This is a genomic window from Paraprevotella xylaniphila YIT 11841 (genome assembly GCF_000205165.1).
Lineage (GTDB): Bacteria > Bacteroidota > Bacteroidia > Bacteroidales > Bacteroidaceae > Paraprevotella > Paraprevotella xylaniphila.
Window position 1 is genome coordinate 49,337 of sequence record NZ_GL883887.1, and the last position, 23,908, is coordinate 73,244.

Genomic DNA, 23,908 nt, shown 5'->3' on the forward strand with positions numbered 1-23,908 from the left:
AATATGGAGAAAACAACATGGAAGTAAAAAGAATTTGCCAATGGTGTGGTAAGCCATTCATTGCAAAGAAAACTACCACCAATTATTGCAGCCATCAATGTGCCAGTCAAGGTTACAAACACCGTATGAGAGAACGAAGACTCGAACTTCGTGAATTACAGGATTTGATAGAAGTCAAAAGTAAACTTGACCATCAAGACTACTTTACTTTTGCACAAGCCGCACAATTGATGGGCGTTTCTCGCCAATACATTTACAAGCTTGTCAAAGAGGAAAAGTTGAGAGCTTCAAGAATCAGTGCTAGGATGTCAATCATTCGCAGAGCCGATATTGAACTGATGCTCAAAACACGCCCCTATGAACGAAGAAGAGTAAAAGATGATCTTGACATAACTGAGTACTACACTGCCGAGCAAATTGCCGAAAAGTACAAAGTCTCGCAAAAATGGATTTGGGCATATACAAGAGAGAACCATATCCCCAAAATCCGTATTCGCCAATTCAACTATTACAGCAAGAAGCACATTGATGCGGCATTTGCCAAATACAAGACGGATGACGCCTTGACCGAATGGTACACTCCCGAAGAAATCGAGAAAAAGTACGGAATGACCCGTGTAGCCATCCGCTCGCATGTCTATCGCAACAACATCCCCTCAAAGAAAGAGCACGGCCAGATATTCTACTCAAAACTTCATTTCGACCTGTCAAAACAGACCGCCGAAGATAACTCGTCTGAATACTACACCGTACAGGAAGCCATGAAAAAATACAATCTCACCCGGGATTCAGTTTACGGCATCCTGCAATTCCACGAAATAAAACGGGAGAAGAAAGGCAGGTTCGTGCGCTTTCTAAAGGTGGAATTCGACCACATCATGGAAGCCCGTTAGTGGCTAAATGCGACCGACTGTAATTATCGGGAAATTATTTCCTGCTGATTATGGTCTGTATAAAAGCATTAAGGATTTTCGCAGCAAAAATCAGTTACAACCATTTAATATTCAACATTATGTCAGAATGCAAAACAGTTACATTGAGGACGCGCCCTTTGAAGAAAGGTATGCTGTCGTTCTATCTTGATTATTATCCGGGCTACCGGGATCAGGAAACAATGAAGACCATCCGCCATGAAGGATTGAACATTTACATCTATGCCAATCCCAAGAATCAGCGTGAACGCGACTTCAACGCTGCCATGTCGGAAAAGGCCGAAGCAATCCGGTGCCGGAGGTTTGAAGCCATCGTAAATGAGCGGTATGATTTCTTCGACAAACGCAAGTACAAAGCGGACTTTCTGGAGTATTACCGGAAGCAGCTCCGCAAGCATGACCAGAAATGGGGATTTGTCTATCAGCACTTCTACAACTTCGTTCATGGCAAATGCACATTTGAAGAAATAGATGTGGACCTGTGCAACAAGTTCCGGGAATACCTGCTTAACGCAAAGCAACTCCGGCGTGACGGACAGATATCAAGGAACTCCGCTTCCGGCTACTGGTCCACTTTCCGGGGATTCCTGAAGATTCTGTACCGCAACAGGATGATAAAGACCAATGTCAATGACTTTCTGGAAAAAATCGAACCGGAAGATGTTGCCAAGGAATACCTGAGTGTGGAAGAGCTGTATTGCCTGGCTGAAACTCCGTGCAAGATACCTGTTCTAAAGACTGCTTCCCTCTTTTCGTGCCTGACCAGTTTGCGGCTCAGCGATATACTTTCCCTCTGCTGGGAGGAAATCGTTGACTTTGCAGCCGGAGGAAAATGTGTCCATACCATCACCCAGAAGACCAAGACGGAAGACATCATCCCGATAAGCGATGAAGCCTTGGAACTGATCGGGTACAGTCCCGAGAAAAAAGGTCTTGTGTTCAAAGGCCTGAAGCGAAGCTGGACGCAGCAGCCGATGAAGGAATGGATCCGTTCCGCAGGAATTACCAAAAACATAACTTTCCACTCATACCGCAGGACATATGCGACCCTTCAGGCTGCAGCGGGTACTGATATCCGTACTATCCAAAGCAACATGGCGCACAAGAGCATCACTACCACCCAACGCTACATGAAAGTAGTCGACAGCAACAAGCGTGAGGCGACCACCAAAATCACATTGACAAGAAAGGGCTGACCTGACTGATTCGTGCCTGTTTTATCGGTTAGAGTATGATTTTTCGCAGAAAATCATACTCTAACCATATTTTTTCTTAATTCCCGGCTGATTTTCCGTCATTATTTACAACAGTCTGAAACCGGACATCTATTTTTGTCCTATCATAATTTCAAACAATAACAGTTTATGGCAGATAACAACCGAATATCCATCAAAAAGACAAGCCGGGTCCTTGCGATTACGTGTGTCGCCTATACGACAGTAGCAACAATATTGTACAACAATTACCAGATTGACCTGATTGACTATTCCACTCCGGTCATATTAGGAACCGTAGCAACCATCATGTCATGCGCTGCCCTGCAACGCCTGTTCTGTTCTCTACTCTCCAAAAGCTATCTTTCTTTGGGCTGCAAGGAGTTATCCTCAAGAGGAGCTGTCCCTTCCGAGACAAATCATGATACCCTGGTAGAATTGCCCCAAACAGATAATGCAACCAGTGAAAAACAGGTCGAGAGTCCATATCTTAAGGAATATGAAGCCCGCATAGAAGAATTGCGGCGCAATGAAATGGAGAAGAAGACTGCTATTGTGCATGCGATACATGAATACACCACACACGAAATGTCACAGTTCTTATCCATAGACGATCTTGAAACTCTCCATGAAAACATAGAATCTCTGGCATACGGACAAGCGGAACTATATAAACCGGTTCGTTCAAAGCCCGATAATCAAATCAAGTCCCCTTCGCTGAGACATTATGCATGGAATATCGGTGAGAGACTTGATATCCCTTTAATCGACAGGGCAAAGTTCATAAAAACAATATTCCCGCATGAACTGGAAAATGCGACAATCGAATACCTTTGTAAAAATCTTCGTGACTCAGTTCCCGCCATAATTGCCATAGATGTCCCGGAGAACGGGGACTATCATTTCAGTTGTATGCAAACTTCAGCAGACAGCGATAATTAGTTTCTGCTGATTATAATCTGCATAATATCATTATGTTGGTTTGCAGCATGTTTAACATTTAAATATTAAAAACATGCCAAACGAGAAACTGACATTCAATGACCTGCCGGAAGTAGTAGGCAAACTTTGCGAAAGAATCGAGAGTCTCGAAAATGCGTTGAAGGACAATTTTGCCAAACAGGTTCCTGTCAAAGAAAACCTGCATGTCCCTATGACCGTCGAGGAAGTATGCAGCTACCTTGGAATATCCAAGTCATCCTTCTATTACAAGGCCAAACACGGAGGGATACCTGTCATCAAGCAGGGGAAGCATCTGTTCGTATATCGCGACGAACTGGACAAATGGCTGGAGACCGGAAGAAAGAGCCAGGTGCCGCTGAGCTTCGAGGAGGAACACGAGCAGATGCTTGCTGCGACAAGACATAAGGCCAAACCAAGAGAACTGTAGGAATATGGAAAAGACGAGCTGCAATATTCCTACTCCGGAGGAATTGAGAAACTACATAAATGAATCGGTCATAAGTGTGACCGGGACATACGAGCAGTCCGCTTCCGTGCTTATGGTGGATGATTCCACAATCGGGACTTTGGGAAACTTCAGTGCATCCATTGGAAAGGCCAAAAGCAAGAAGACATTCAATGTCTCCGCCATCGCTGCAGCTGCCCTGAAGAATGCCACAGTGCTGCATTACCGTGCCTGCTTCCCAGAGGGAAAAAGGAAGATTCTCTACGTTGACACGGAACAGGGCAAGAATCATTGCCAAATTGTTCTAAATAGAATCCTGAGACTGGCAGGTTTGCCGAAAGATTGTGATGCAGACAATCTGACGATGCTGGCACTCCGGAAATATTCGCCCGAAGTACGACTGGCTATAACGGAAGAGGCAATCGGCATGATACCTGATTTAGGTTTGGTCATCATAGATGGCATCCGGGACTTCATCCATGATATCAATTCACCCGGTGAATCCACCGATGTGATATCCAAATTCATGCAATGGACCGATGACCGGCAGATACATATCCATACCGTCTTGCATCAGAACAAGAATGACGAACACGCACGCGGTCATGTCGGCACGGAACTGAACAACAAGGCGGAAACAGTCATGCAGATAGAGCCAGACAAAGATGACAAGTCCATAAGTGTGGTGGAAGTCATACACAGCCGTGACCGTGAGTTTGAACCGTTTGCCTTCCGGGTAAACGATGATTCCCTGCCCGAACTGGTGGAGTCATATCAGCCCCAGAAAAGGCAGCCAGGACGCCCGACCAAGGAACCGTTCGACCCGTACAAGGAAATACCTGAGGATTCGCACCGCTCCGCTTTGAACGCCGCTTTTGAGGACGGGAACATCAGCGGCTATAACAGCTACCTTGAACGGCTGAAAGAGGGCTACGGACGGCTGGGGATAAAACTGGGGTACAACAAGACGGTGGAATTGGCAAAGTTCCTATGCAACAAACGGATGGTCGTAAAAGAAGGGAAAGAATACAAATTCAACCGAGATTTCCATTATTGAGCCATTATGCCATTAAATCCCAGTGTGACATTTTTCTGTGACATTTCCCGGCTTTACTTTAATGCCGGGGTGTAGATATAAGAATAAAGCAAAGCTATGGCAGGTTTCATCATACAGGTACAATCTGCCATACTTCCTTTTGCATGTACACTGGAAACCGGACAGCATCTGCATTATTTGAAGTGAAGCTATCATCCATACCGGGCTTGCCCGTCTGCCAGTAGTAAACCATATGGGGGAGCCTAATTTCCGATGTCTATAAACCATGAGAATTAAAGAGAAGATATTTTCACTTATTATCCTTATTTGCAGTTGTTTGCATTTTCTATCACGATTCTCTTCAATTCCGAAAAAATCTCATTTCAGACGGATTTTTGTTACTCATTTTTGTTTCTTTTTCGACTAAAGAGACTATATTTGCAGTGTGATTTCAAGATGCGAACGCACTTATGACGGACAGGAGTAACAAAGATAGCAAAAAATCGCCAGTCAAGATAAGGTTCAAGGCGATGAAAGACGGTCGCAGATCCATTTATCTGGACTGCTACCGTAACGGCCATCGCAGCTATGAATACCTCAAACTGTATCTTGTGCCAGAGACCGATGACAAATCATTGCGCCTGAATGAAGCCGCGATGCGGAAAGCCGAGACCGCATGCAGGAAGAAATTGCGGGAATTGAAAAAGTTACCGGCCGAGAACAGACGGCTTATGGATACGCAAGACTGTATCTCTAATAAAGGCATATCCATATTGGAGTGGCTTTCCCGTTTTAAGGAGATACAGCGTAGCCGTGGTGTACATGATATCCATGCTATAGACCGGTTGTGCGCCATCCTGTCCGAAATGAACTGCGGTGACACAAAGGTAAATGAAATCGGCAAGGACTTTTGCATTGCCTTTGTAGAATATCTGAAGACCGGATATAAAACAGCCAAAGGAGAAAACCTTAAGCCAAAGACTGCATTTAACCGTCAGTGCACATTCGTGACAGCTCTTAATGTTGCCATGCGGGAAGGAATCATCCCCACCAATCCCATGAACCTACTCTCACATCATGAAAGGGCAAAAGCGAGCAAAGGGAAAAGAGACTATCTGACCATAGACGAAGTGAAGCGACTGATTGCGACACCTTGTAAAAACAATATGATTAAGAACGCATATCTCTTTGCCTGCAACTGTGGTTTGCGGCTCGGCGATGTCCGTAAATTGAAATGGGGTGACATAACGCAGGACAACGACAGATGGATACTTTCCGTCATCATGAACAAGAGCGGAAAGCCAATACATATACCGCTCGGCGTGCAGGCAAGAAGATGGATACCCGGATGTGAAGACAGCGGGAAACACGATACTGGCAGCCTTGTCTTCGAGCATCTGCCCGGAGACTCCCACATCAATGACATCCTAAAAATATGGGCTGCCGATGCTGGAATAGCCAAATCGGTGACCTATCACACAGCCCGACACACCTTCGCCACGATGCTGCTCACGCTCGGTGCAGACCTTTATACCGTTTCCAAACTTTTGGGCCATTCCCAGATAAAGAACACGCAGATTTATGCTGAAATCATCAACCGAAGGAAAGACGAGGCAGTCAATCTCATAGACAAAGTGTTTGATTAAGAACAAATCTTTTATAAATGACACCACTATGGCAAAAGCAATAAAGACACCCAAACAGCCCAAGGAACCTGTCAGAGTCCGTTATAAGACACTCAGTGACGGGAGCCAGTCCGTCTATCTCGACATCTACCGTGACGGAAAAAGGCAGTATGAGTTCCTGAAACTGTATCTCATCCCGGAGACGAATGCGGCAGCCAAGGCGCAGAATAAGGCCACGCTTGCTGCGGTTAACACCATAAAGTCGCAGCGCATCATCGAGCTGACCAATGGAGTGGCAGGGCTGAAGAACACCTCCCTGCGGTCGAAGATGCTGCTTCTCGACTGGATGCAGGCATACAAGGAAAGTCAGGAGAAAAAAGGAGTGCGAGGAAGTGGCAAACTGATATCCAACACGATGAATGTGCTGCGTGCCTTCAATGCAAAGGCGACCATGCGGGACATAACCCGGGACTTCTGCCTTGCCTTTATAAACTTCCTGCGTAACATCTATGTAAGCCCGAGCGGTAAGAAGCTGTCGCAGTTCACCTGCGTTTCCTACTTCGGATGCTTTCGGGGAGCGTTGAATGCGGCAGTTCGAGAGGAAATCATTGCCGAAAATCCGGTAAACCGGCTTAATACGGACGAGAAAATCAAGATGCCGGAGAGCAAGCGGGAGTTCCTGACCATAGACGAGGTCAAGATTCTCATAGACACTCCTTGCAGACGGGAGGATGTCAAAGGAGCGTTTCTGTTCTCCTGCTACTGCGGCTTGCGAATCAGCGATGTACTGGTCCTGAAATGGAAAAATGTGGATAGTTCCGCTGAGCAGTGGCGCATCAATATCATCATGCAGAAGACCAGACAGCCTCTTTATCTTCCCCTTTCCATGAATGCAAGGAAATGGATGCCGGAACGGAACGGAGCCGGAGATGAAGACCTTGTATTTCCCACATTGCCATGTGAGGACACCTGCAATGTGCAGCTCAAACCGTGGGTCAAGGCGGCGGGCATAACCAAGCATGTAACCTATCATGTCAGCCGCCACACCTTTGCCACAATGTTGCTGACACTCGGTGCTGACCTTTATACTGTATGCAAGCTACTCGGCCATTCGGATGTGAAGACCACCCAGATATACGCCAAAATCATCAACAAGAAAAAGGAAGATGCCATCAGCCTTATCGACATGGAGTTTGCCAATACCTGAACGAATATAATAATATAGAGTATGAGAAGATTGCCAGATGATTTCAATGTGAACATCCTGCTGCCGGGAGCAGTGTGGCTACTCATATCTGTCCTTGCCGGACGGGTAGCGGTCGCACGGCTTGAGACGGATGCTATTACCGTTGTCATGTTCGTGGTAATCTCGCTCGTTATCTTCATTGTTCCGATGGCTGTCTATATGGAGTATCGCAAGAAAATCGAGCAATTGTCGGAGCGCAAATCTAAAAAGGCTTCTTCACCGTCCGGCAGCGGTTCCTCTGGCAAGTCTCAATCGGCCACAGAACCAGAGACAGCATGTCGGTTTTCCTTTCCACCGGATTTCCCGGATGCCCTGAAAGGAGACAGAACTATGATATTTATGGAAGCCTTGCGTCATGAAGGCTTTCTTGATACGGAATATCGGCCGCATGATGGATGCAATGCCACACAGATGGCTTTCATCGCGGACAGCATAGCAGCAATATGCAACATCAGTCGCCAGTGGAAGATTTTTGGCGACTATTGGCATCTGAACAATATGCGCCAGTTGTTGGATGTAAAGAACCGCAGGGGTTCCAAAGCCGACAAAGAGGATGTTATAATTTCCATTTTTAAGAAAGTGGCGGAAGCCGACGATAATATCCGCAACACCGATGCATATCGCAGTTGGGAGAGAAACATCAAAATTTAACCGCCTTATCGTTTCAGGCAACCCATCTCGCTTAACATCTGTTTTTTCTATTCCCTGTTTTCGTCTGTTTGCTGTTGTTTTACAGCCGTGCTTTTAAAAGTTTTCCACTTAGCTTTCCATCTGTTTTACAGTCGGTTAAGATTCTTTGTCGTGTGATTTCCGATGGCTTATTTTGCACCGTCTTCCTTATCGGAACGACGGCTTTCACAGCCTAAGAAATCACATCAAAAACGACAGAAATATGGAACAGACGAACCAACTGATCTCGACGGCCGAGGCCGCGAAATTTCTCGGAATCAAAGTGAGCTATCTTCACAAACTGATGATGCGACGCGTCATCCCTTACTACAAACCAAACGGCAAATTGTGCTTCTTTGACAAAGCCGAACTGGAGGCATGGATGAAGAATGTACGCGTGGCATCGCAGGCGGAACTCGACCAACAGGCACAGAAGTACATCATCAACCGTTCGAAGCGGTAAGTCATGGCGGGCATATACGACTACATTAACCGGTTTTGGGCAGAAGCGGAGCGCAGCCCTTTCAATCCTACGGAGGTAGCACTTTATCATTACCTCCTGTATGAGGCAAACCGCCTGCGCTGGAACATGCCGTTTGCCTGCCATACAGCCATCCTCTGCGTGCGGCTCTCGACCACCAAACAGAATATCAGCAAGGCACGGCAGCATCTCAAAGAGCGTGGGCTGATAGATTGTCAGGTTGGTACAGGAATCCACACCCCTGCGCTATATTCCTTGACCATACAGCCGTTCCGGCAGTTGCCGCATCAGGTTACCCGACAGTTGACCCATGAGTTGACCGTACAGTTGCCCCATTCTAATATAAAAGATAAAGACGAAGATATTATCAACTCCCAACATGCGCGGGAAGACGGACATAAACTGCTGGATGAGCTTGAGTCACTCCTGCTTGCCGATACGGCTTGGCAGGACAAGATTATCGAAGTGCTGGCGAAAAGAGAAAACTGGATTATTGACAGAGGCAGGCTACACGGGCATATCCGTGACTTCTTTGACGAGCAAAGAATCGGTGGAAACGCGCAGCGGGACGAGAGCGATTGCCGAAGCCATTTTTACCATTGGATTATCAAACATCTGAATACAACCCGATATGGAACAAAACGGAAATCCCCAACTTATAGAGACTCTGATGTCACGGCTGTGTCAGCCGAGGACTACGAAGGAGCGTTTTAGACTGCCTTTCGATGAAGATACGGCTGCGAAACTGCTTAAATGTGCCATCGCAGGCGAAGTGAGCCGTTTCGGAGGCACATTTCTTTATCCTGACGCAGTAGACTCACAAGTCAGGAGCCTTGCTGCGAGCCTTACCTCCGGCAGACGGTGCGGGGTGATGCTGTGCGGCTTGTGCGGCAACGGCAAAACCACCGTGATGAGGGCGTTCCAGAACCTGCTCAATGTGGTCAGGATACCGGACAGCTACCATAGGAATGTGTACGGTATGCCCATCGTCAATGCGGTTCATATTGCCCATTTATGTCGGAACAGCTATACCGAGTTCCTGCGGCTGTGTAATATGGAGATGCTCGGCATCGATGACATGGGCATAGAGCCTGTGGAGGTGCAGGAGTTCGGCAACATGCACAGGCCGCTGACCGACCTGCTTGCAAGAAGATACGAAAACCGTGGCTTCTCGTTCATAACCACCAACCTCGTACCACAACAGATACGCAAGTTATACGGCGACAGGATTGCTGACAGGCTGAACGAGATGGTGGACAAGATTGTATTCGACAACCCTTCATTCAGGAAATAGAGGGAAGAATAAGAACCGACAGAAACAGGACGCAAAAAAACATTTTCCGTTGTTCCATTATCCGACACTCCACTGGCACCAGTCTGTTTTGGATGTGGCAAACGGACGGATGGATTGACATGGAGCGGTAGCGTTCAGTTGCGAGGTATGCCGAGGTATTACCGCCTTCGGACAGTAACACCCCGACGCCCTCGCAACAGTCCGGCAGACTGTTGTCCGTGCCGCTCGCAGGCTCGCAGCTTCCCTCTTGTAGTAAACGTTTACGACCATTTTAAGACCTCTCGTTTATGATGCACGAAGAAGATAACTCCAATCAGGAATTAGGGCAAAAGAAGCCAATTATAAGGCGCGACAAGGTGGTTGTCACCAAGGTCACGGAACAGGAGCTTTCGCAAATCAAAAGCACCGCCGACCAGTGCGGCATGACACGCAGCGACTTCATCCGGGCAAGGGCACTCGGCTACAAGCCACGGCAAAGGCTTTCCGACAGGGAACTGGACGGTTTGCGTCAGCTTGCGGCCTGCCGCACGGACATGGTGAACTTCGCCAACGCCCTACACGGACTGAGCGACAACGAGAAGATACGCCTGTTCCGGCACGAAGAGACCATGCTCGAATGGTACGAGAAAGTGGCCCATGTCACGAATCGTGTCGCCGACTTCTTGCAGTCCGCGCAGACGGTGAACAGCTATCCGGCAGGGACAACGAATGAAGAAATAAAGGAGGACGGCGCATGATAGCCAATGCAAAAGCGGTAGCCCACGGCATAAGGGCGATGCTCTATGTGTCGGGCGAATCGAGGAACAAGAAACATCCCGAAAAGATAATGCGCATCTGCGACAACTTCATGCCGCAGGACATGGACGCTACGGGAATATGGACGGAAATGAAGTTCGCCTCCATGAACCACCCCAACATCAAGAACAATGTCATCCGCATGGAGATAAGCCCGGCGATGGAACATACCGAAGACTTCACCTTGGATGACTGGCGGCAACTGTGGTACGACTTCGCGGCGGCTTTCGACGAGCAGGAAATCCGGGACAAGGACGGCAATGTTGTTTCCCCACGCACCAACGTATCGGGCAGCAAGTCCTCCGTATGGTTGCACGAGGAATCCAAGAGCGGCATACCGCACCTCCATACCATCGTCTGCCGTGTGGACGAGGACGGGAACATCAACAACGACCACGCCATCCACCTCCGCGCACAACGTGCAGCTGAAAAGGTCGCAAAGCAAAGGGGCTGGACTACCGCCATGCACATACACGAAAACAACATCCCACAGGTCAGCGATGACTGCATGGAAGCCTTGCGGGAAATGGCCGAATGGTCATGGGGCGGTTACAGGGAACGGCTTGCCGCCAAAGGCTACGAACTGTATCTGCGCAAGGACAAGAAGGACGTGATACGCGGCTATGTGCTTATCAAGGGCAACACAAGGTTCAAGGCTTCGGAACTCGGAAAGGGACGTAACCTGACGGCATCACGCATCAGGCAGACATGGGAGAAACTGCATCCCGAACAGGACAAACAGAAAGTCAAACAAGCAGGCGCAACAGCTAAACCGACTACCACACCGACACCGAAGTCGTCTGTTCCTAATGAAGCCCGACAAAAGCCACAGCCATTTGTACAGCGGAGTAACTTGGTTTACGAGGAGTACACGGACTATAAGCCAAACTGCCAGCCCACGGAATTTGAGCATGACGGAATGACCTACAAACGCTATCTGCCCGACAAGGTGATTGACTTCTTCAATGATGAGTTCGACTACCAAGAACTTGCCAACTGGCAGGATTTGCAGAACTTGGCGATGGCCTATTTCACCCTTATAGCGTCACCCTACGAGGTGACATCAAGCGGCGGTGGAGGCGGTTCTCAGTCCGATCTCAAATGGGGACGCGACCCGGAGGAGGACGAGATAGAGTTTGCCCGCCGTTGTGCGCGTGAGGCTTCGCACAGGCTCGGCACACAGAAAAAATCAGGAATGAAACGCAAATAATAACGAATTAAAACAGCTACGATAATGAAACAACCCGATACAGCCGTCCTGCGTGAGCGGCTTGCCAATTACACGCCCGAAGAAGAGTTGAAACAGGATGTGCAGGAGCTTGACGGACTGTTGCAGGAAGTCAATTGCCAAATGGTTGGACTTCGCAATCTGCTGAATGAAATCCAAGCCCTGAAAGAAGAACTGCACGGCATACACGGCAGCCTGAAGCACACCGTCCAACGAGAACGGGCGGCTTTCAAGGCTCTGGAAGCGGCCAAGGAGAGTGCCGACAACATTGTGGACGGTATCAGCAACGCCATTGTCAAAGCGGAACGGAACACCGTCATCCGTGCTAAGGTTGATAACAGTGAACTTACTAAGGTGAACCAATGTTCTGCCAATCACATCAAGACAGAGAAGAAACTCTTGGAGGAACATAGTAAAAAGTTAGCCAAACACCTTCAGAATAACGAAGGCATTTGGCTTTCCAGTCGTTGGTTCATATTTATGATAGTCGTGTTCTTATTTTGCTATATAGTCGTATTCTTATGGGCATTCCTTAAGGACTAAAGGAGGTTTGTTATTCTCTTCTATCATTTGTACTTGTACAGATATCTACCATCTTCTAAATACATAACGGGAGAAACATCATGCAAATCAATATTTAGTGAATATCGCTCTTTTAAGTAGTTCAAATCCGACAACAATAGATAATAATCAGTTTGATTATTTTTATCCAACTTATCATAAAGGCGAATATCGCATACATTAAAGTTATCACCGCATATATTCTGGTATAAAAGAATATTCTCGCAGATAAGTACACTGTTAGAGGAATTTGCTTGTATATATGTACTAACTGTTTTGGCCACCTTAAAACGCTCTTGATATTCGGTTTCTGACATCTTAAATCTGAGCGAATACGTATTATATAATGAAAAAGCCAATGCTATACACACTATGAATTTAATAGGTTTAACGAGTTTACTTCTTAAAGGTAGGAACATAATCGGAAGTAAGTAAAAGAAGTTGTTGATGTATCTGTAAGTTTCAAATGAGGAAACATGTCCTTCTTTAATAAAGAAATAGCCCCTATAATGGGATGTATATAGCAGAAGATATGCAAAAAATAAGGTAAGAGGAAATACAATGTCTAATGACATTTTCTTATTATGGAAAAAGAAGTAAATAAGCCATGCAATAGTAGCTGTAAGCACTAAGGAAAATGCTTTAAAACTGAACATCGCTTTAATAAAAGCTGGGAATAGTATCGACAAATAGCGAATTGAGAAAGTTGAATTTTCTATATCTTGGGATTCTATTTTTTCTATGTCAAAAACATTTTGAACGGATAGAAAATAGATACAGACGATAAGTAAAAGGGATGTATATTTCAATATTTCTCCAGTGTATTTTTTTATCTCACATCTATATTTCCACAAAACCAAATAAATAATTTCAATTGTAGGTAAAGTAAGCAATGCCAAATTTTCTCTTTTACACATAATCGCCACAAGAAAAGAAATAAGACATAGGACATAGTTATATATACTCTTTCTTCTAAAATAAGTATATACGAATACCAAACAAATGAAACTTGAAAATATTTCTGATAAGAAACAGGTTGTAAACAAGTTTATTATAGGTGCACAACAATAGAGAACAGGAAGGATAAACCAATTCTCTTGATTCTTTGGAAGGATTGACAGTATGAGTAGAATAAAAAAAGCTATGCTTGTATTTGCTATGCTCAAAATGGTTGGAGACCATCCAAAAATGTTCGTAAAAAGAGACAGAAAGGTAGGATACATGATAAAATGCCCACCATAAGTAGAAGTAAGCATCGGTTCCGTAAGACTTCCAACAGAAACGGCATCAATTAAAAAAGAAGTTGGAAATATGTCATACAAGAATTGCCTAGCACAAAAACTAAAAACATAAGCATCCTCATACTCCAATCCATAAAAATGAGTACCATAATTGTATTTGAACAAAAGAGTTAGAACCAGACAAAGCAATATGCGCTTATATGGTCTTCGTATGGACTTATAATCATATATAAGTTCATGAATAAGCAGAATGAATAAAAATATGATTAGAACTACACACAGATAATATTGCCCCATTTTTCACTACCCTTTCAAAATTTGCTTTATTGTATAATATATTACTTGGCATCCATATTTCACTGAACGTAATAACCTTATAGATGATGAAAGATTGTCGTATCTCGCAGGGCAATATATTTCTTGTATTTCATACCCTTTTGAGAACGCTGCAATAATAATCTGATTGTCAAATATGAAATCATTTGAAAAATCATGATACATTATAGACTTAAGCACATCCTTTCTATAAGCCCTATACCCTGTATGATATTCTGATAAATGTTTCTTGAAGCAGAAATTTTGGAATTTTGTAAGTACCCTATTACATAAATACTTGTATAGCGGCATACCATTTTTTACCGCTTCTAATCCTTTCATCATACGTGAGGCAAGAACAATATCTGCCCCTTGGAGAATCTTTTCTATAATAGCCGTTATCAATTTAGGGTCATATTGGTAATCAGGATGAAGCATTACTATTATATCAGCGTCCAATATTAACGCTGTATCATAACATGTTTTTTGATTAGCACCATATCCAAGATTTCTATCGTGTTTAATAATATGCCTGATGCAACATTCTTTGGCAACTTCTATGGTATCATCAGAACTAAAATCATCTACCAGCACAATTTCATTGACAACATCTTGAGGTATTTCAGATATTGTCTTTTTTAGAGATTTCGCACAATTATAAGCAGGCAGAACTACAACAATTTTCATATTTCAATGCAGATGTCTTTAAGTTTAAAAAGTGCGCCCGATAAAATCAGGCGCACCGGAAAATCATTTAGCTCTACAACTCATCTGCTCGAATAATGAGAACTATGCGAACGATGCGAACTGTGAGAGCTATGTGAGCTATGGGAACTGTGGCTTGCGAGTAGATTGAACTCGGCAGAGGACTGTTCCAGCACCAACGTCTGTTCTTGCTGCTGTTCGATTTGAGTGTCGCTGTTTGTCACTTTAGCGACAATCTTCTCTCCAACAGAAGTACAGTAGCTCGCTCCTGCAAGAATTGCAGAGACCGCAAAGAACAAGAGTTTCTTCATTGATACCTCCTTCTTTTAATGTTAGACAATCAGTTAATTAACACGATATATCAGATGATATATGTTCCACTTTCTTTATATGAGAACTATGGGTGTTCCTATTGGATTCAAAGAATCCTGCACATTGACCTCTCAACACACATCCATCACATTCATGAATGTATATGTCTTTCCAATCTGAAATAGACTGTTGGGCATAACATCTTATGTCTTCAGGCAATATACATAACTGTGCATTGTAGATATAAGGTTTCATTCCTCTGTCCGCAAGCAATAAGACTGCCTCCCTTAATTCTGTGTTATAGTCATAGGGGTCTATCCAAAGTTGGTCTAAATTTTCTTTTGCTAATCCAGTCGTTTCCATTTGCATAAAAGCGACTTGTGCAACAAAAGGAAAATTGTGGTAAATATAATCTGCAAATTGTGGTAATCGCCTATAGGTTTGCTTATGGACTACAATTCTAATCCCTATCCGTTGATGGAACAATGCAAGATTGTATAAGCCTTGTACGGTCTTATAAAAAGTCTTTGCACCTACAATACGGTTGTGTTCTTTTGCAATGTCTGAAAAAAGCGGAATGTCTATCTGTAAATCATGATGCCTGCATCTTGCCAGTTTCATTGCATACTCCTTGTCTGCAAACTTTACTCCATTTGAAAGAATACTGATTGCGGTTTTAGGAAGCTCTTTCTTGATGTGATTTATCAAGACAAACAAATTATCCCCGATAAGTGTAGGTTCACCTCCGGTTATACCGATTTCTTGGGTGCTTTTGTCAAACAGAGAAATCAATTTCAAATTGAACGCAGTTTTATCTTTTTCTTGCAGAATCGGAGGTTGCGGGCACATAATGCAGCGATGGTTGCATCGTTCCGTTGCCATAATTGCATTATGATTAGATTTAATTTCGTACACAAAAATTATTTCTCCTTGCTTATTGATAACTACAACATCGCCTTCATGAAATTCATCCACATTGTCAACTACGCAATAAGGTTTCCCTCTATCTGTAATAGTGTCCTTTGTCGTAATTGTTGCAGCATATCCAAACGCAGGACTTGATGCGTCTTTATTTACCCATATTTCATTGGAACGGTGAAACATTTTCTTTCTAAAAGTTATCCGCCCAACGACATCTTCTTCTATATTGAATGACTTACCTTGAAGCTGTTTCATAATCGTTCAATTTAACCAAGACCAAAAAATTCTATTTATCTCAGGGTCATGCCTGTGCAATAACTCGAACAAGTAATGTATGATTGACTTTGTCTTTTTACACATTTCATTTGTCGGTCTGAAACCTATCATATCTCCTTGTTCGGACATATTGCGCACAGGGTCTGCACCGCAATAGGGCTGGAACACACATTCGGAACATACAGGCAGACACTCTGTACAAGCAGAGGAAATGATATGGTGTAGAAGTTCACCATTGAACATTTCCTGATAACTATTCTCATTCACATTGCCCAACCTGAAATAATAGTTCTTGAAGCGTGCCATCATTCGAGCTTCATCCGATACATATACGCTACCGTCATAATCATAGATAACTCCTGCAATGCCAACGCCTGCTGGAGATTGCAAATCAACAAAGCCCGTAGCAAACGGCGTAAGCATTCTTCTTAAAAGGAGCGCAGCAAATCCCTCTACAAAGAATGTCCCTTTCTTATTTAGTTCTATGATATAATCAAGTCCTTCTTTGTAATTCTCAATGAAATCTTCTATGGGATAAGCTATCTTTTCTTTGTACTGTTTTGCAAAACCGTATGGATTAAGAGACCGTAAAAATATGCTGTTGAATCCCAAGCGTATATATTCGTCGATTATATCTTTGAAGCGCCCCAAACTATATTTTGAGGTTGTCATAAGAGCGGACGCACAATCATTGTTTCCCCATATTTCCCGTATCATGGAGAGGTGCTTCTCAAAAATCGCATGATGGTCTAATTCCTTGTCTTGCAGCGGACGGTTTGTGTCGTGTAAATCTTTAGGACCGTCCAACGATGTAGAAATCATGCAGTTATGTTCCTTCAGGTATTTCACTATCTTTTCATTTAGCAAGGTCAGATTGGTACAAATAACGAAATCCAATTCTTTCTTCTTGAAAAGGTTTTGCCACTCTGCTTCCTCTATGATGTATTTCACCATCTCAAAATCAGTCGAGGGGTCGCCACCCTGAAATTCTATCTTGATGCACGGTGAAGGTGATTGGAAGATTGTTTTGACAATATTCTTAGCCGTCTGTTTTGTCATGTCGGCAGAGTGGTCATCCCGGTTTTTGCGTGCTACTTGACAATATATGCAACTGGAGTTACAACGCAAGGTCGGAACAACCATATGTAAAGAAGTGAAGTCACGAAGTATGCTTTTCTTTGTGCGGAATTTTGTTGCAAGCATTGAAACCACATCTTCGACCTTATCTGTCGTGGCAATTTGTTTTGATTCGATGTCATAAAACAAATCACTGTGTATATCCATTTCTCCATTTACAAAACGATGGAAGTCTTCGTTCTGCAAAAAGATATATTCCCCGACTTCGTTTGTGAGGAGATATTCTGTATCATTGAACCGTTCAAAACGGAATGGCAATAACTGATAATCCATATTCTTATTTTGAATTTACAGGTTTGAACGCTTCTTCAACTATCATATCACGAATGTGCCCAAATTGGGCATTAACGTCATGCCGCAGTTGTTGGTCTATCAATTCATTGCAAAATTGCTTGGGAATATCAACAGTAATGGCATTGTCATCTTTTGATTCAAAAATGACAAACACCAAATTAGGATTAGATTTATCCGTCTGTTGATGTATGTAAAACAAATGTGAGAACTTATAGATTGCCGCCGTTATTACATCTTTGGAATACAGAGCTAAATCTACAATTACTTGAAACTTGTTATTGTCAAGTTCTACGACTGGGAATTGAATCTTTGCCATACCATTTTCAACGTCCTCCAGCCCCTCGAAGACCTCTTGTTATTATGCGCAGAAGCGTGGAACTGCAATGCTACCACATTCTGATTTGGAGGTCGTAGGAAAAACCTTTAGCACGGATATGGTAATAGCAGCCCACGCTATAGCGTGAGAACCACTATGCCTTCCTTGTGCTAAATTTGAAAGTTTCCTACGTTTCCAAATCACAAGATAAGCAAACGCTTCTTCTTTTTCTCGTATGTCTTGGAAAGAGTTGCCTCAATCCAGTTACAAAAGTAGCTAAATTCTATGATAAACTCTTGCCTTTGAATGATTTTCTTTCCGATTAAACAAGAATTTATATAAATGCATAGCTAATATCTATGAATAAATACAACTCCATTGTCTTATATTGGTAAATTGAATAACTAAATTCATTCTTTTTAGTTCTAACAAATCACCATCATTAATAGATTAATATATATTTATCTTGAAGAGGAAAAGAAAAGGCAGGAAGCAGCCCACCGGCTGAATCCTTGCCTTTTCGTTTTCCCTTATCCTGTCTAATACCTATTGCGGAGTACCTTTTTAAGCTATCCGCTTCCACGCGCTAATTGGATAGTAAAATATTTAGTACTATTTTGTTACTTAACGCTTTGTAGAATACATTTATATTATTGATTATAAATGAAATACAATTAGTATTAGATATAAGAGCCTAATACCCCACTCGCCTTTCGGTGGCGGGATGAGTGCCACTTAAAACAGCAAGCTGGGCACGAGAAAACCGGTGCCGAAATTGAACAGAGTACGAAAGATTCTATCTCTCGTATTGCCAACTATGTTTCGGCTCTACGCACACAGTTCCCACAGAAAACCGGTTAGGACCAAGTTGTGGTTTTGAGAAACTGTTGCTTTAGGAGCAAAAGCGCATCAAAAATACGCCATCGCAACCTAAGTGGAAAATCATCACCAAAGCATATGGAACGATTCGGCAGAACATTGTACAGTTCAACTCCCTGACTGTTGGATATGATATTGATTTTGTCTCCCCTATTTTTAAATCTGGTTTGCCATGTCTATCGTCAAATTCTCTATCGGAATCAAGTTGTGAAAATCCAATGCGCATACCACATCCACTCCTACTAAGATTGGCTCATGTTATGGCAGACTTCTATCATTGAGTCTGGCAAATTAGATTTCGCAAACTAGATAATCTTGCAATAAATGCACTTTGAGAATCCGGCAAACACTAAGACGGCATCTGGCAGAATTGGTTGATGCATCTGCACAATATGTCCAAATTAACGATTCCAGAAACTTGTCCTAACAATCTGAATAAACTGGCAGCATATTAGGGGCAGATGAAAATATCAGATTAAATCTGGTAATTTCATTATCAAAAAAAGTGTGAACTAGCAACGACTCATAAGTTGGCCAACTTATAAGTCGTTACTTTAGTAGTTTGTACTCTCCAGCAAAATCTATTACTTAATAATGCCATTCAAAAAATCACGATCCTCTTTTGGTAAATCTGACTCCTTCATAAAGCCTAATTTATATTTTAGGATTCTCTTTAACTTCGTTTTACCGCCTCCTGACAAAGCAAAATAGCTACTGGAAAAATTAACATTACTAATTTTATTGATATAGGAATCATATGATTCTTGGACACCATCCTGTTCAAGAATATTTCTCAAGATGTCAAATAAAACGGATATTCCAATAGTCTTTAGGATTACGCTGTCTTTGGTTGCATTATTCCACAAGATTGTTTTGACTGAATAAAAATATTTTTCTAATATTGAATACAGTTCATCATCTTTTGATTCTATATATAAGTGTCGAAGTACCGGTTTCCCTTTATCGGTAAGCCCTTTACGTGTTTTATCACTCCATATGCTATTTTTCTTCATTGCTAGCATATCACGGTCTTTCTGCGGATTACTAGAGATTAAACACATAATACCTTCAACCATGGCAGCGGTAGAAAGCAACCATTGATTCTTATCTACTAAGTCTTCCAGCTCAGAATACAAGGGAGCCAATTTAATTTTCTGATATAATGGAGAGCTCTTGCTAAAATTAAACTTTCTCGTCAGGTATACGGCTAACTTCTCTGGAGACCACGTATCCTGAGGCTCATTCTCAACATCATATCCAAATAATTCCAATGCCAGACTCTTATCTACACGCTTTTGATTTCCGTTAATTGTTGCAAACAAATATGCTTGATAAGGGTTAGGAAGATCAATAAAAATGGAACAGACCAACTCTATTTCTTTGCAATCTGAATCCGCATAATTAAATGCGTTCAAACGATGTTGTCCGTCAATTATCAATGATGAAATATTGTCCGGCACAATCAAATCATAAACATCTGGCAGATTTGTTTTCTCAACATGCCATCGCTTTTCCTCATCTTCAATGATTACACCTTTATCGTTAATATTTGCAGCAACTAAGATTGAAGTCGGAAAACTCATCTCATCAGACATAATAAACTTGGCAATAGCTTTTAATCGCTTTGAATCTAATGGGCGTTGATTACCAGTTAGATTGCCGTTTTTGTCATATCTTGCCACGGATGAGGTTGATATTCTCAACAAATCACCTGCCTTAATTTTTGCTATATAGAATTCACCTAATGGCTGAACAACTTTTATTGCTTTTATTTCCATAACACTAATTAATCATTAAATTGCCCTAAACCGCCACCAAGAGCATTAGTACTCTCTTCTAAAACTTTATTATCACGATTCTGATACCACCATACAAACGGATAACATACATATGCAACACCTGAAATAATTAGTGCACATAATCTATTACCTGTATTAATTTGAGCGATAACAATGAAACAAAGCACACAAGAGACGGTTGGAATAACATAGTTAACGAACACCTCAAATTTCTTATTACTACCCATCAACGATAGTATCCTCTCTGCACATGTAGGTGCTAATGAAGATATAACAATCGTAATTAATCCCAACGACGTTGCTTTCCAATCTAGAATACCAAACATTGCAGATAGCCAGATTGAGGATGTGCCTAAAACAATAATTATTAGAAGTTGTAATAACTTCATTCTATTATGGTTAAAGAAATTTCGCATAATTATCTCATAAATATTTCTTGTTTAACCCACTCTAAATCATTCGTGATATTCTTATCCTCCATCATTCTCAGGATATAATAGAATCCACCATTTGCATATTCATTGATTAGATCAATAGCTTTCGATGGTTCCTTCATTATATCAAGAGAGCCAGCCTTTGCTATACACATACACAATAAGGCTTCTGCATCTTTCTCCCCACCACTATGATACATCGTATTCAAATTAAACGGACGATCTGCAATTGGTGATTGCAAAGGTCTCCGCTCATTATGTAAGAATCCGACTACAGCGGCCCATACGAAACACTGCCAATGATATGAGAAGACATTGTATGCTCCACCCTGTTTGTTTGAGAACTTAAGAATAACATTATCCTTAACATATTGCTCAAATGAAAACTTTATTTCGAATATATTATCCATATCAGCCTTATTTTAATATCGTTACTCTTGTCGATACTTCGTGCTGTCCTCGGTTTGCATCCCCACTGTATATTTCACTCTCCAGATTGAATATGCGAGAGACATTACTTTGGTTATAGAGGTCGGCATACTGCTCACTATTCAAGTCCACATCTTTTGTTAAGATAATAGACTGGGCGAAAATGTCCTTAATGCCGAGCAGGTATTTATGTGTCGTTTCAAGGTCAAAGCTCGATGTCGGAGCATCACTAATGAATGGATAATAAATACCCATGGCTTCCTGATTTAGAGACAACAAAGCGTTAATAATACTCATCTTCTTTCGGTCTTCATGGCTCGTATTGAGTCCTGCGTCAAATTCAATCGAGTAATCATCCCCAATTTTCACATCGCCCTTATATCCATTATCGTGCTCTGTAAATTTGGCATAGAAAATATTCGCACGCTCTTCAATCTTGCGAAGCAGCTCTTTTCTTGCAGACTCTTGAACTCTTTTACAAATATCCTCAAGGAATGTTGAGATATGTTTCCACTCCGTTTCCGGAACCTTGGCAATTGTGGTATCTTTTGCCCCCAATTTTTCAAGCTCCTTCTCCGTTGCTCGTAGTTCACTTTTATAATTGCCAAGCGTTTGCTTTGATATATCCAGATTACGTTGTAATCTTTCCAAATTACTTCGACTGGCTCGTATCTTAGAATCAATTACGCCGGCTGTCTCAGCTTGAGTTACAGGATTAACGCCATGCTTCTTCTTGATATCTTCAATCTGTTCATCAAGTTTTCGCTTTTCCTCTAACTTTTTACGCCGCAATGCCATATATTTTTCCAATTCATCTTCGCTATCTTTCCATTGTTTATCTATTCCGGATAGCGAAACAAGCAATGAATCAGGATAGTCTTGAATCTTACCTACGAACATATTAAACTGCTTCGAGAATTGCATGTTATTCGTAAACTCCTCCATCTCCTTTAGATACTCTTCTTGCAGTCTCAAGCGTTCAACAATATACTGATACTGAACATCCTCCTCCGAGAACTCAGTTCCACACACAAAACATTTTTTTTCTCGAAGGATCTCTTCCAACTTTGCACGGCTAGGATTATCCAGATACTTTCTTTCCGGAACTGTATACTCCTCGGCTTTATGTTTTTCGATGATTTCTTTGCACTGCTCAATCAGAGAGTCAATTCCACGTAATATCCATAATGAAGGAAGTTGAGTTCGTTGAAAATTATCTATGTTTGTTGTTTTATCCAACAGCCTTTCAATTTCAGCCTCACAGTCTTTGTATTTCTTGACAAGCGTAGTATAGCTTGCAAGACCGGTTATTTTAGTCTCGCTATCAGCAAGTGCAATCTTAACAGTCTCGATATCAGCCTCTAGCTTCTTCTTATTATCTTCCTCTTTGTTAATCTTATAATTTAAGGTATCAATAATCGAAATCAATCCCTTTACATTAGCATTATGCTTATTTACCTCTTTTAATTTACGACTCTCTATTCCGGTAATCTTTACTTTTGATTTGCTGATTATCTCTGAAAGTTTTTCATAATAAGGGAAATAGGAAATATGCTTTACGGCATCTTTTAATGTCTCTCTATCCCTAAAATTAATCAAGCTCTCCAACGACTCGCCTTGAAACCAGATATAGTTTCTGATACCATCAGGAAATAGCTCATTGATCTTGTCTTCAGCCATTATATCATTGAGGACACGGGTTCCTGTCGGAGAGTCAAAAGACACTTTTAAGATATTAGGACGAACTTGCCAAGCATCTTTGGAGTCCCACTCTTCTGAATCTAGCCTCAATGCACTGACAGAACGGTCAATAATATAATTTACGCCTTTATCATCTTCCAATTCAATCTGCACGGAAGATGTTACCTCGTCATTAACACTAGCATTGTACAACGCTCGCTTATTAATAAACTCATAGCGTTGCATCGAGAACTTTGCCGATTGTGGCAGGCTGTCTGTTGTGCACCACCCAACACCTGTGACATATATTCTCCCGAATAACACCCAATAAAAGGCGTTAAAGAGTTTTGACTTTCCCTTTCCACCATTGCCAATAATGAGATTCAATCCATCGGAGAACTCCAATGTCTGAATCTCATAGTAAGACTGGAAGTTTTCAATCTTTATTTTTCTTATTCTCATAGCCTTACCTTAATTAATCGTTACATATATTTTTAATGTTGGCAATATACTGATTGGTTAAAGAATCAGCATCTCCAGAATGGGTAGAGAGATCGGTAAGCATTTGCGCAACAGCTTTTGCTTTCTCCAGATTTACAGACACTTTTTCAGTCCCTGCCTCTAATGTTTGATCAATCTCTTTTTCTATTGCTTTGAACATTTCGTCTTGAATAGCCATAG

The 23,908-nt window shown here is 42.3% G+C and carries 25 protein-coding genes; 14 read left to right on the top strand and 11 right to left on the bottom strand.

From position 1 onward, the window contains the following. Positions 1–17: 17 nt before the first annotated feature. The 14 genes from HMPREF9442_RS14410 to HMPREF9442_RS14475 all read left to right on the top strand — a co-directional run bounded on the left by HMPREF9442_RS14410 (position 18) and on the right by HMPREF9442_RS14475 (position 12,471). Positions 18–893 carry a helix-turn-helix domain-containing protein gene (locus tag HMPREF9442_RS14410; RefSeq protein WP_040603220.1) on the top strand — a complete coding sequence of 292 codons (876 nt, stop codon included), beginning with the start codon at positions 18–20 and terminating at the stop codon, positions 891–893. A gap of 119 nt (positions 894–1,012) precedes the next feature. Beyond that, positions 1,013–2,128: a site-specific integrase gene (locus HMPREF9442_RS14415; RefSeq protein WP_040603221.1), complete on the top strand. Its 1,116-nt coding sequence runs from the start codon at positions 1,013–1,015 to the stop codon at positions 2,126–2,128. A 168-nt stretch (positions 2,129–2,296) separates the two neighbouring features. After that, a complete protein-coding gene (locus HMPREF9442_RS14420) occupies positions 2,297–3,088 on the top strand; it encodes a transposase (RefSeq protein ID WP_008630043.1) in 792 nt (263 codons plus the stop codon). A gap of 73 nt (positions 3,089–3,161) precedes the next feature. Next, complete coding sequence (locus tag HMPREF9442_RS14425; protein WP_008630047.1) at positions 3,162–3,536, top strand: helix-turn-helix domain-containing protein; 375 nt, start codon at positions 3,162–3,164, stop codon at positions 3,534–3,536. 4 nt (positions 3,537–3,540) lie between these two features. After that, a complete protein-coding gene (locus HMPREF9442_RS14430) occupies positions 3,541–4,611 on the top strand; it encodes an AAA family ATPase (protein ID WP_008630049.1) in 1,071 nt (356 codons plus the stop codon). Between the two features lie 449 nt (positions 4,612–5,060). Beyond that, a complete protein-coding gene (locus HMPREF9442_RS14435) occupies positions 5,061–6,236 on the top strand; it encodes a site-specific integrase (protein WP_008630052.1) in 1,176 nt (391 codons plus the stop codon). Positions 6,237–6,264: 28 nt separating this feature from the next. After that, positions 6,265–7,422, top strand: a complete 1,158-nt coding sequence (locus HMPREF9442_RS14440; RefSeq protein WP_040603240.1) for a site-specific integrase — start codon at positions 6,265–6,267, stop codon at positions 7,420–7,422. Between the two features lie 21 nt (positions 7,423–7,443). Beyond that, positions 7,444–8,112 carry a hypothetical protein gene (locus tag HMPREF9442_RS14445; RefSeq protein ID WP_008630055.1) on the top strand — a complete coding sequence of 223 codons (669 nt, stop codon included), beginning with the start codon at positions 7,444–7,446 and terminating at the stop codon, positions 8,110–8,112. A gap of 241 nt (positions 8,113–8,353) precedes the next feature. Beyond that, positions 8,354–8,593 carry a helix-turn-helix transcriptional regulator gene (locus HMPREF9442_RS14450; RefSeq protein WP_008630059.1) on the top strand — a complete coding sequence of 80 codons (240 nt, stop codon included), beginning with the start codon at positions 8,354–8,356 and terminating at the stop codon, positions 8,591–8,593. Between the two features lie 3 nt (positions 8,594–8,596). Next, positions 8,597–9,325: a hypothetical protein gene (locus HMPREF9442_RS16335; RefSeq protein ID WP_008630061.1), complete on the top strand. Its 729-nt coding sequence runs from the start codon at positions 8,597–8,599 to the stop codon at positions 9,323–9,325. After that, the gene (locus HMPREF9442_RS16055) at positions 9,282–9,905 is read left to right on the top strand and encodes an ATP-binding protein (RefSeq protein WP_157183543.1); all 624 of its coding nucleotides are present in this window, start codon (positions 9,282–9,284) and stop codon (positions 9,903–9,905) included. Before HMPREF9442_RS16335 ends, HMPREF9442_RS16055 begins: the two co-directional genes overlap by 44 nt. 287 nt (positions 9,906–10,192) lie before the next feature. Continuing rightward, positions 10,193–10,642, top strand: coding sequence for a plasmid mobilization protein (locus tag HMPREF9442_RS14465; protein WP_008630064.1), 450 nt, complete (start codon positions 10,193–10,195; stop codon positions 10,640–10,642). After that, positions 10,639–11,910: a hypothetical protein gene (locus HMPREF9442_RS14470; RefSeq protein ID WP_008630072.1), complete on the top strand. Its 1,272-nt coding sequence runs from the start codon at positions 10,639–10,641 to the stop codon at positions 11,908–11,910. The genes HMPREF9442_RS14465 and HMPREF9442_RS14470 overlap by 4 nt, the downstream gene beginning before the upstream one ends. A gap of 24 nt (positions 11,911–11,934) precedes the next feature. Continuing rightward, on the top strand, positions 11,935–12,471 hold the full coding sequence (locus HMPREF9442_RS14475) for a hypothetical protein (protein ID WP_008630074.1): 537 nt from the start codon (positions 11,935–11,937) through the stop codon (positions 12,469–12,471). Between the two features lie 23 nt (positions 12,472–12,494). On the opposite strand, the gene HMPREF9442_RS16840 is transcribed toward HMPREF9442_RS14475, so the two are convergent. From HMPREF9442_RS16840 to HMPREF9442_RS14525, 11 genes are all read right to left on the bottom strand, one after another. After that, positions 12,495–13,388: a hypothetical protein gene (locus HMPREF9442_RS16840; RefSeq protein WP_229086030.1), complete on the bottom strand. Its 894-nt coding sequence runs from the start codon at positions 13,386–13,388 to the stop codon at positions 12,495–12,497. Between the two features lie 645 nt (positions 13,389–14,033). Then, positions 14,034–14,732, bottom strand: coding sequence for a glycosyltransferase family 2 protein (locus tag HMPREF9442_RS14485; protein ID WP_008630077.1), 699 nt, complete (start codon positions 14,730–14,732; stop codon positions 14,034–14,036). Positions 14,733–14,812: 80 nt separating this feature from the next. Further along, positions 14,813–15,061, bottom strand: coding sequence for a His-Xaa-Ser repeat protein HxsA2 (gene hxsA2 / locus HMPREF9442_RS16560; RefSeq protein ID WP_007843129.1), 249 nt, complete (start codon positions 15,059–15,061; stop codon positions 14,813–14,815). A 37-nt stretch (positions 15,062–15,098) separates the two neighbouring features. Continuing rightward, complete coding sequence (gene hxsC / locus HMPREF9442_RS14490) at positions 15,099–16,238, bottom strand: His-Xaa-Ser system radical SAM maturase HxsC (RefSeq protein ID WP_008630079.1); 1,140 nt, start codon at positions 16,236–16,238, stop codon at positions 15,099–15,101. Positions 16,239–16,244: 6 nt separating this feature from the next. Further along, positions 16,245–17,669 carry a His-Xaa-Ser system radical SAM maturase HxsB gene (gene hxsB, locus HMPREF9442_RS14495; protein WP_008630080.1) on the bottom strand — a complete coding sequence of 475 codons (1,425 nt, stop codon included), beginning with the start codon at positions 17,667–17,669 and terminating at the stop codon, positions 16,245–16,247. Between the two features lie 4 nt (positions 17,670–17,673). Then, positions 17,674–18,006, bottom strand: a complete 333-nt coding sequence (hxsD, locus tag HMPREF9442_RS14500; protein ID WP_008630082.1) for a His-Xaa-Ser system protein HxsD — start codon at positions 18,004–18,006, stop codon at positions 17,674–17,676. A gap of 1,463 nt (positions 18,007–19,469) precedes the next feature. Continuing rightward, the gene (locus tag HMPREF9442_RS14505) at positions 19,470–20,663 is read right to left on the bottom strand and encodes a DNA phosphorothioation-associated DGQHR protein 1 (protein WP_008630087.1); all 1,194 of its coding nucleotides are present in this window, start codon (positions 20,661–20,663) and stop codon (positions 19,470–19,472) included. 8 nt (positions 20,664–20,671) lie between these two features. Continuing rightward, the gene (locus HMPREF9442_RS14510; protein ID WP_008630089.1) at positions 20,672–21,073 is read right to left on the bottom strand and encodes a hypothetical protein; all 402 of its coding nucleotides are present in this window, start codon (positions 21,071–21,073) and stop codon (positions 20,672–20,674) included. A gap of 29 nt (positions 21,074–21,102) precedes the next feature. Then, positions 21,103–21,528 (bottom strand): DNA phosphorothioation-associated 4-like protein, encoded by a 426-nt coding sequence (locus HMPREF9442_RS14515; RefSeq protein ID WP_008630091.1) that lies wholly within the window; start codon positions 21,526–21,528, stop codon positions 21,103–21,105. Between the two features lie 7 nt (positions 21,529–21,535). Further along, positions 21,536–23,689 carry an AAA family ATPase gene (locus HMPREF9442_RS14520; protein WP_008630093.1) on the bottom strand — a complete coding sequence of 718 codons (2,154 nt, stop codon included), beginning with the start codon at positions 23,687–23,689 and terminating at the stop codon, positions 21,536–21,538. 13 nt (positions 23,690–23,702) lie between these two features. Continuing rightward, positions 23,703–23,906, bottom strand: a complete 204-nt coding sequence (locus HMPREF9442_RS14525) for a hypothetical protein (RefSeq protein WP_008630096.1) — start codon at positions 23,904–23,906, stop codon at positions 23,703–23,705. Between the last annotated feature and the right edge of the window lie 2 nt (positions 23,907–23,908).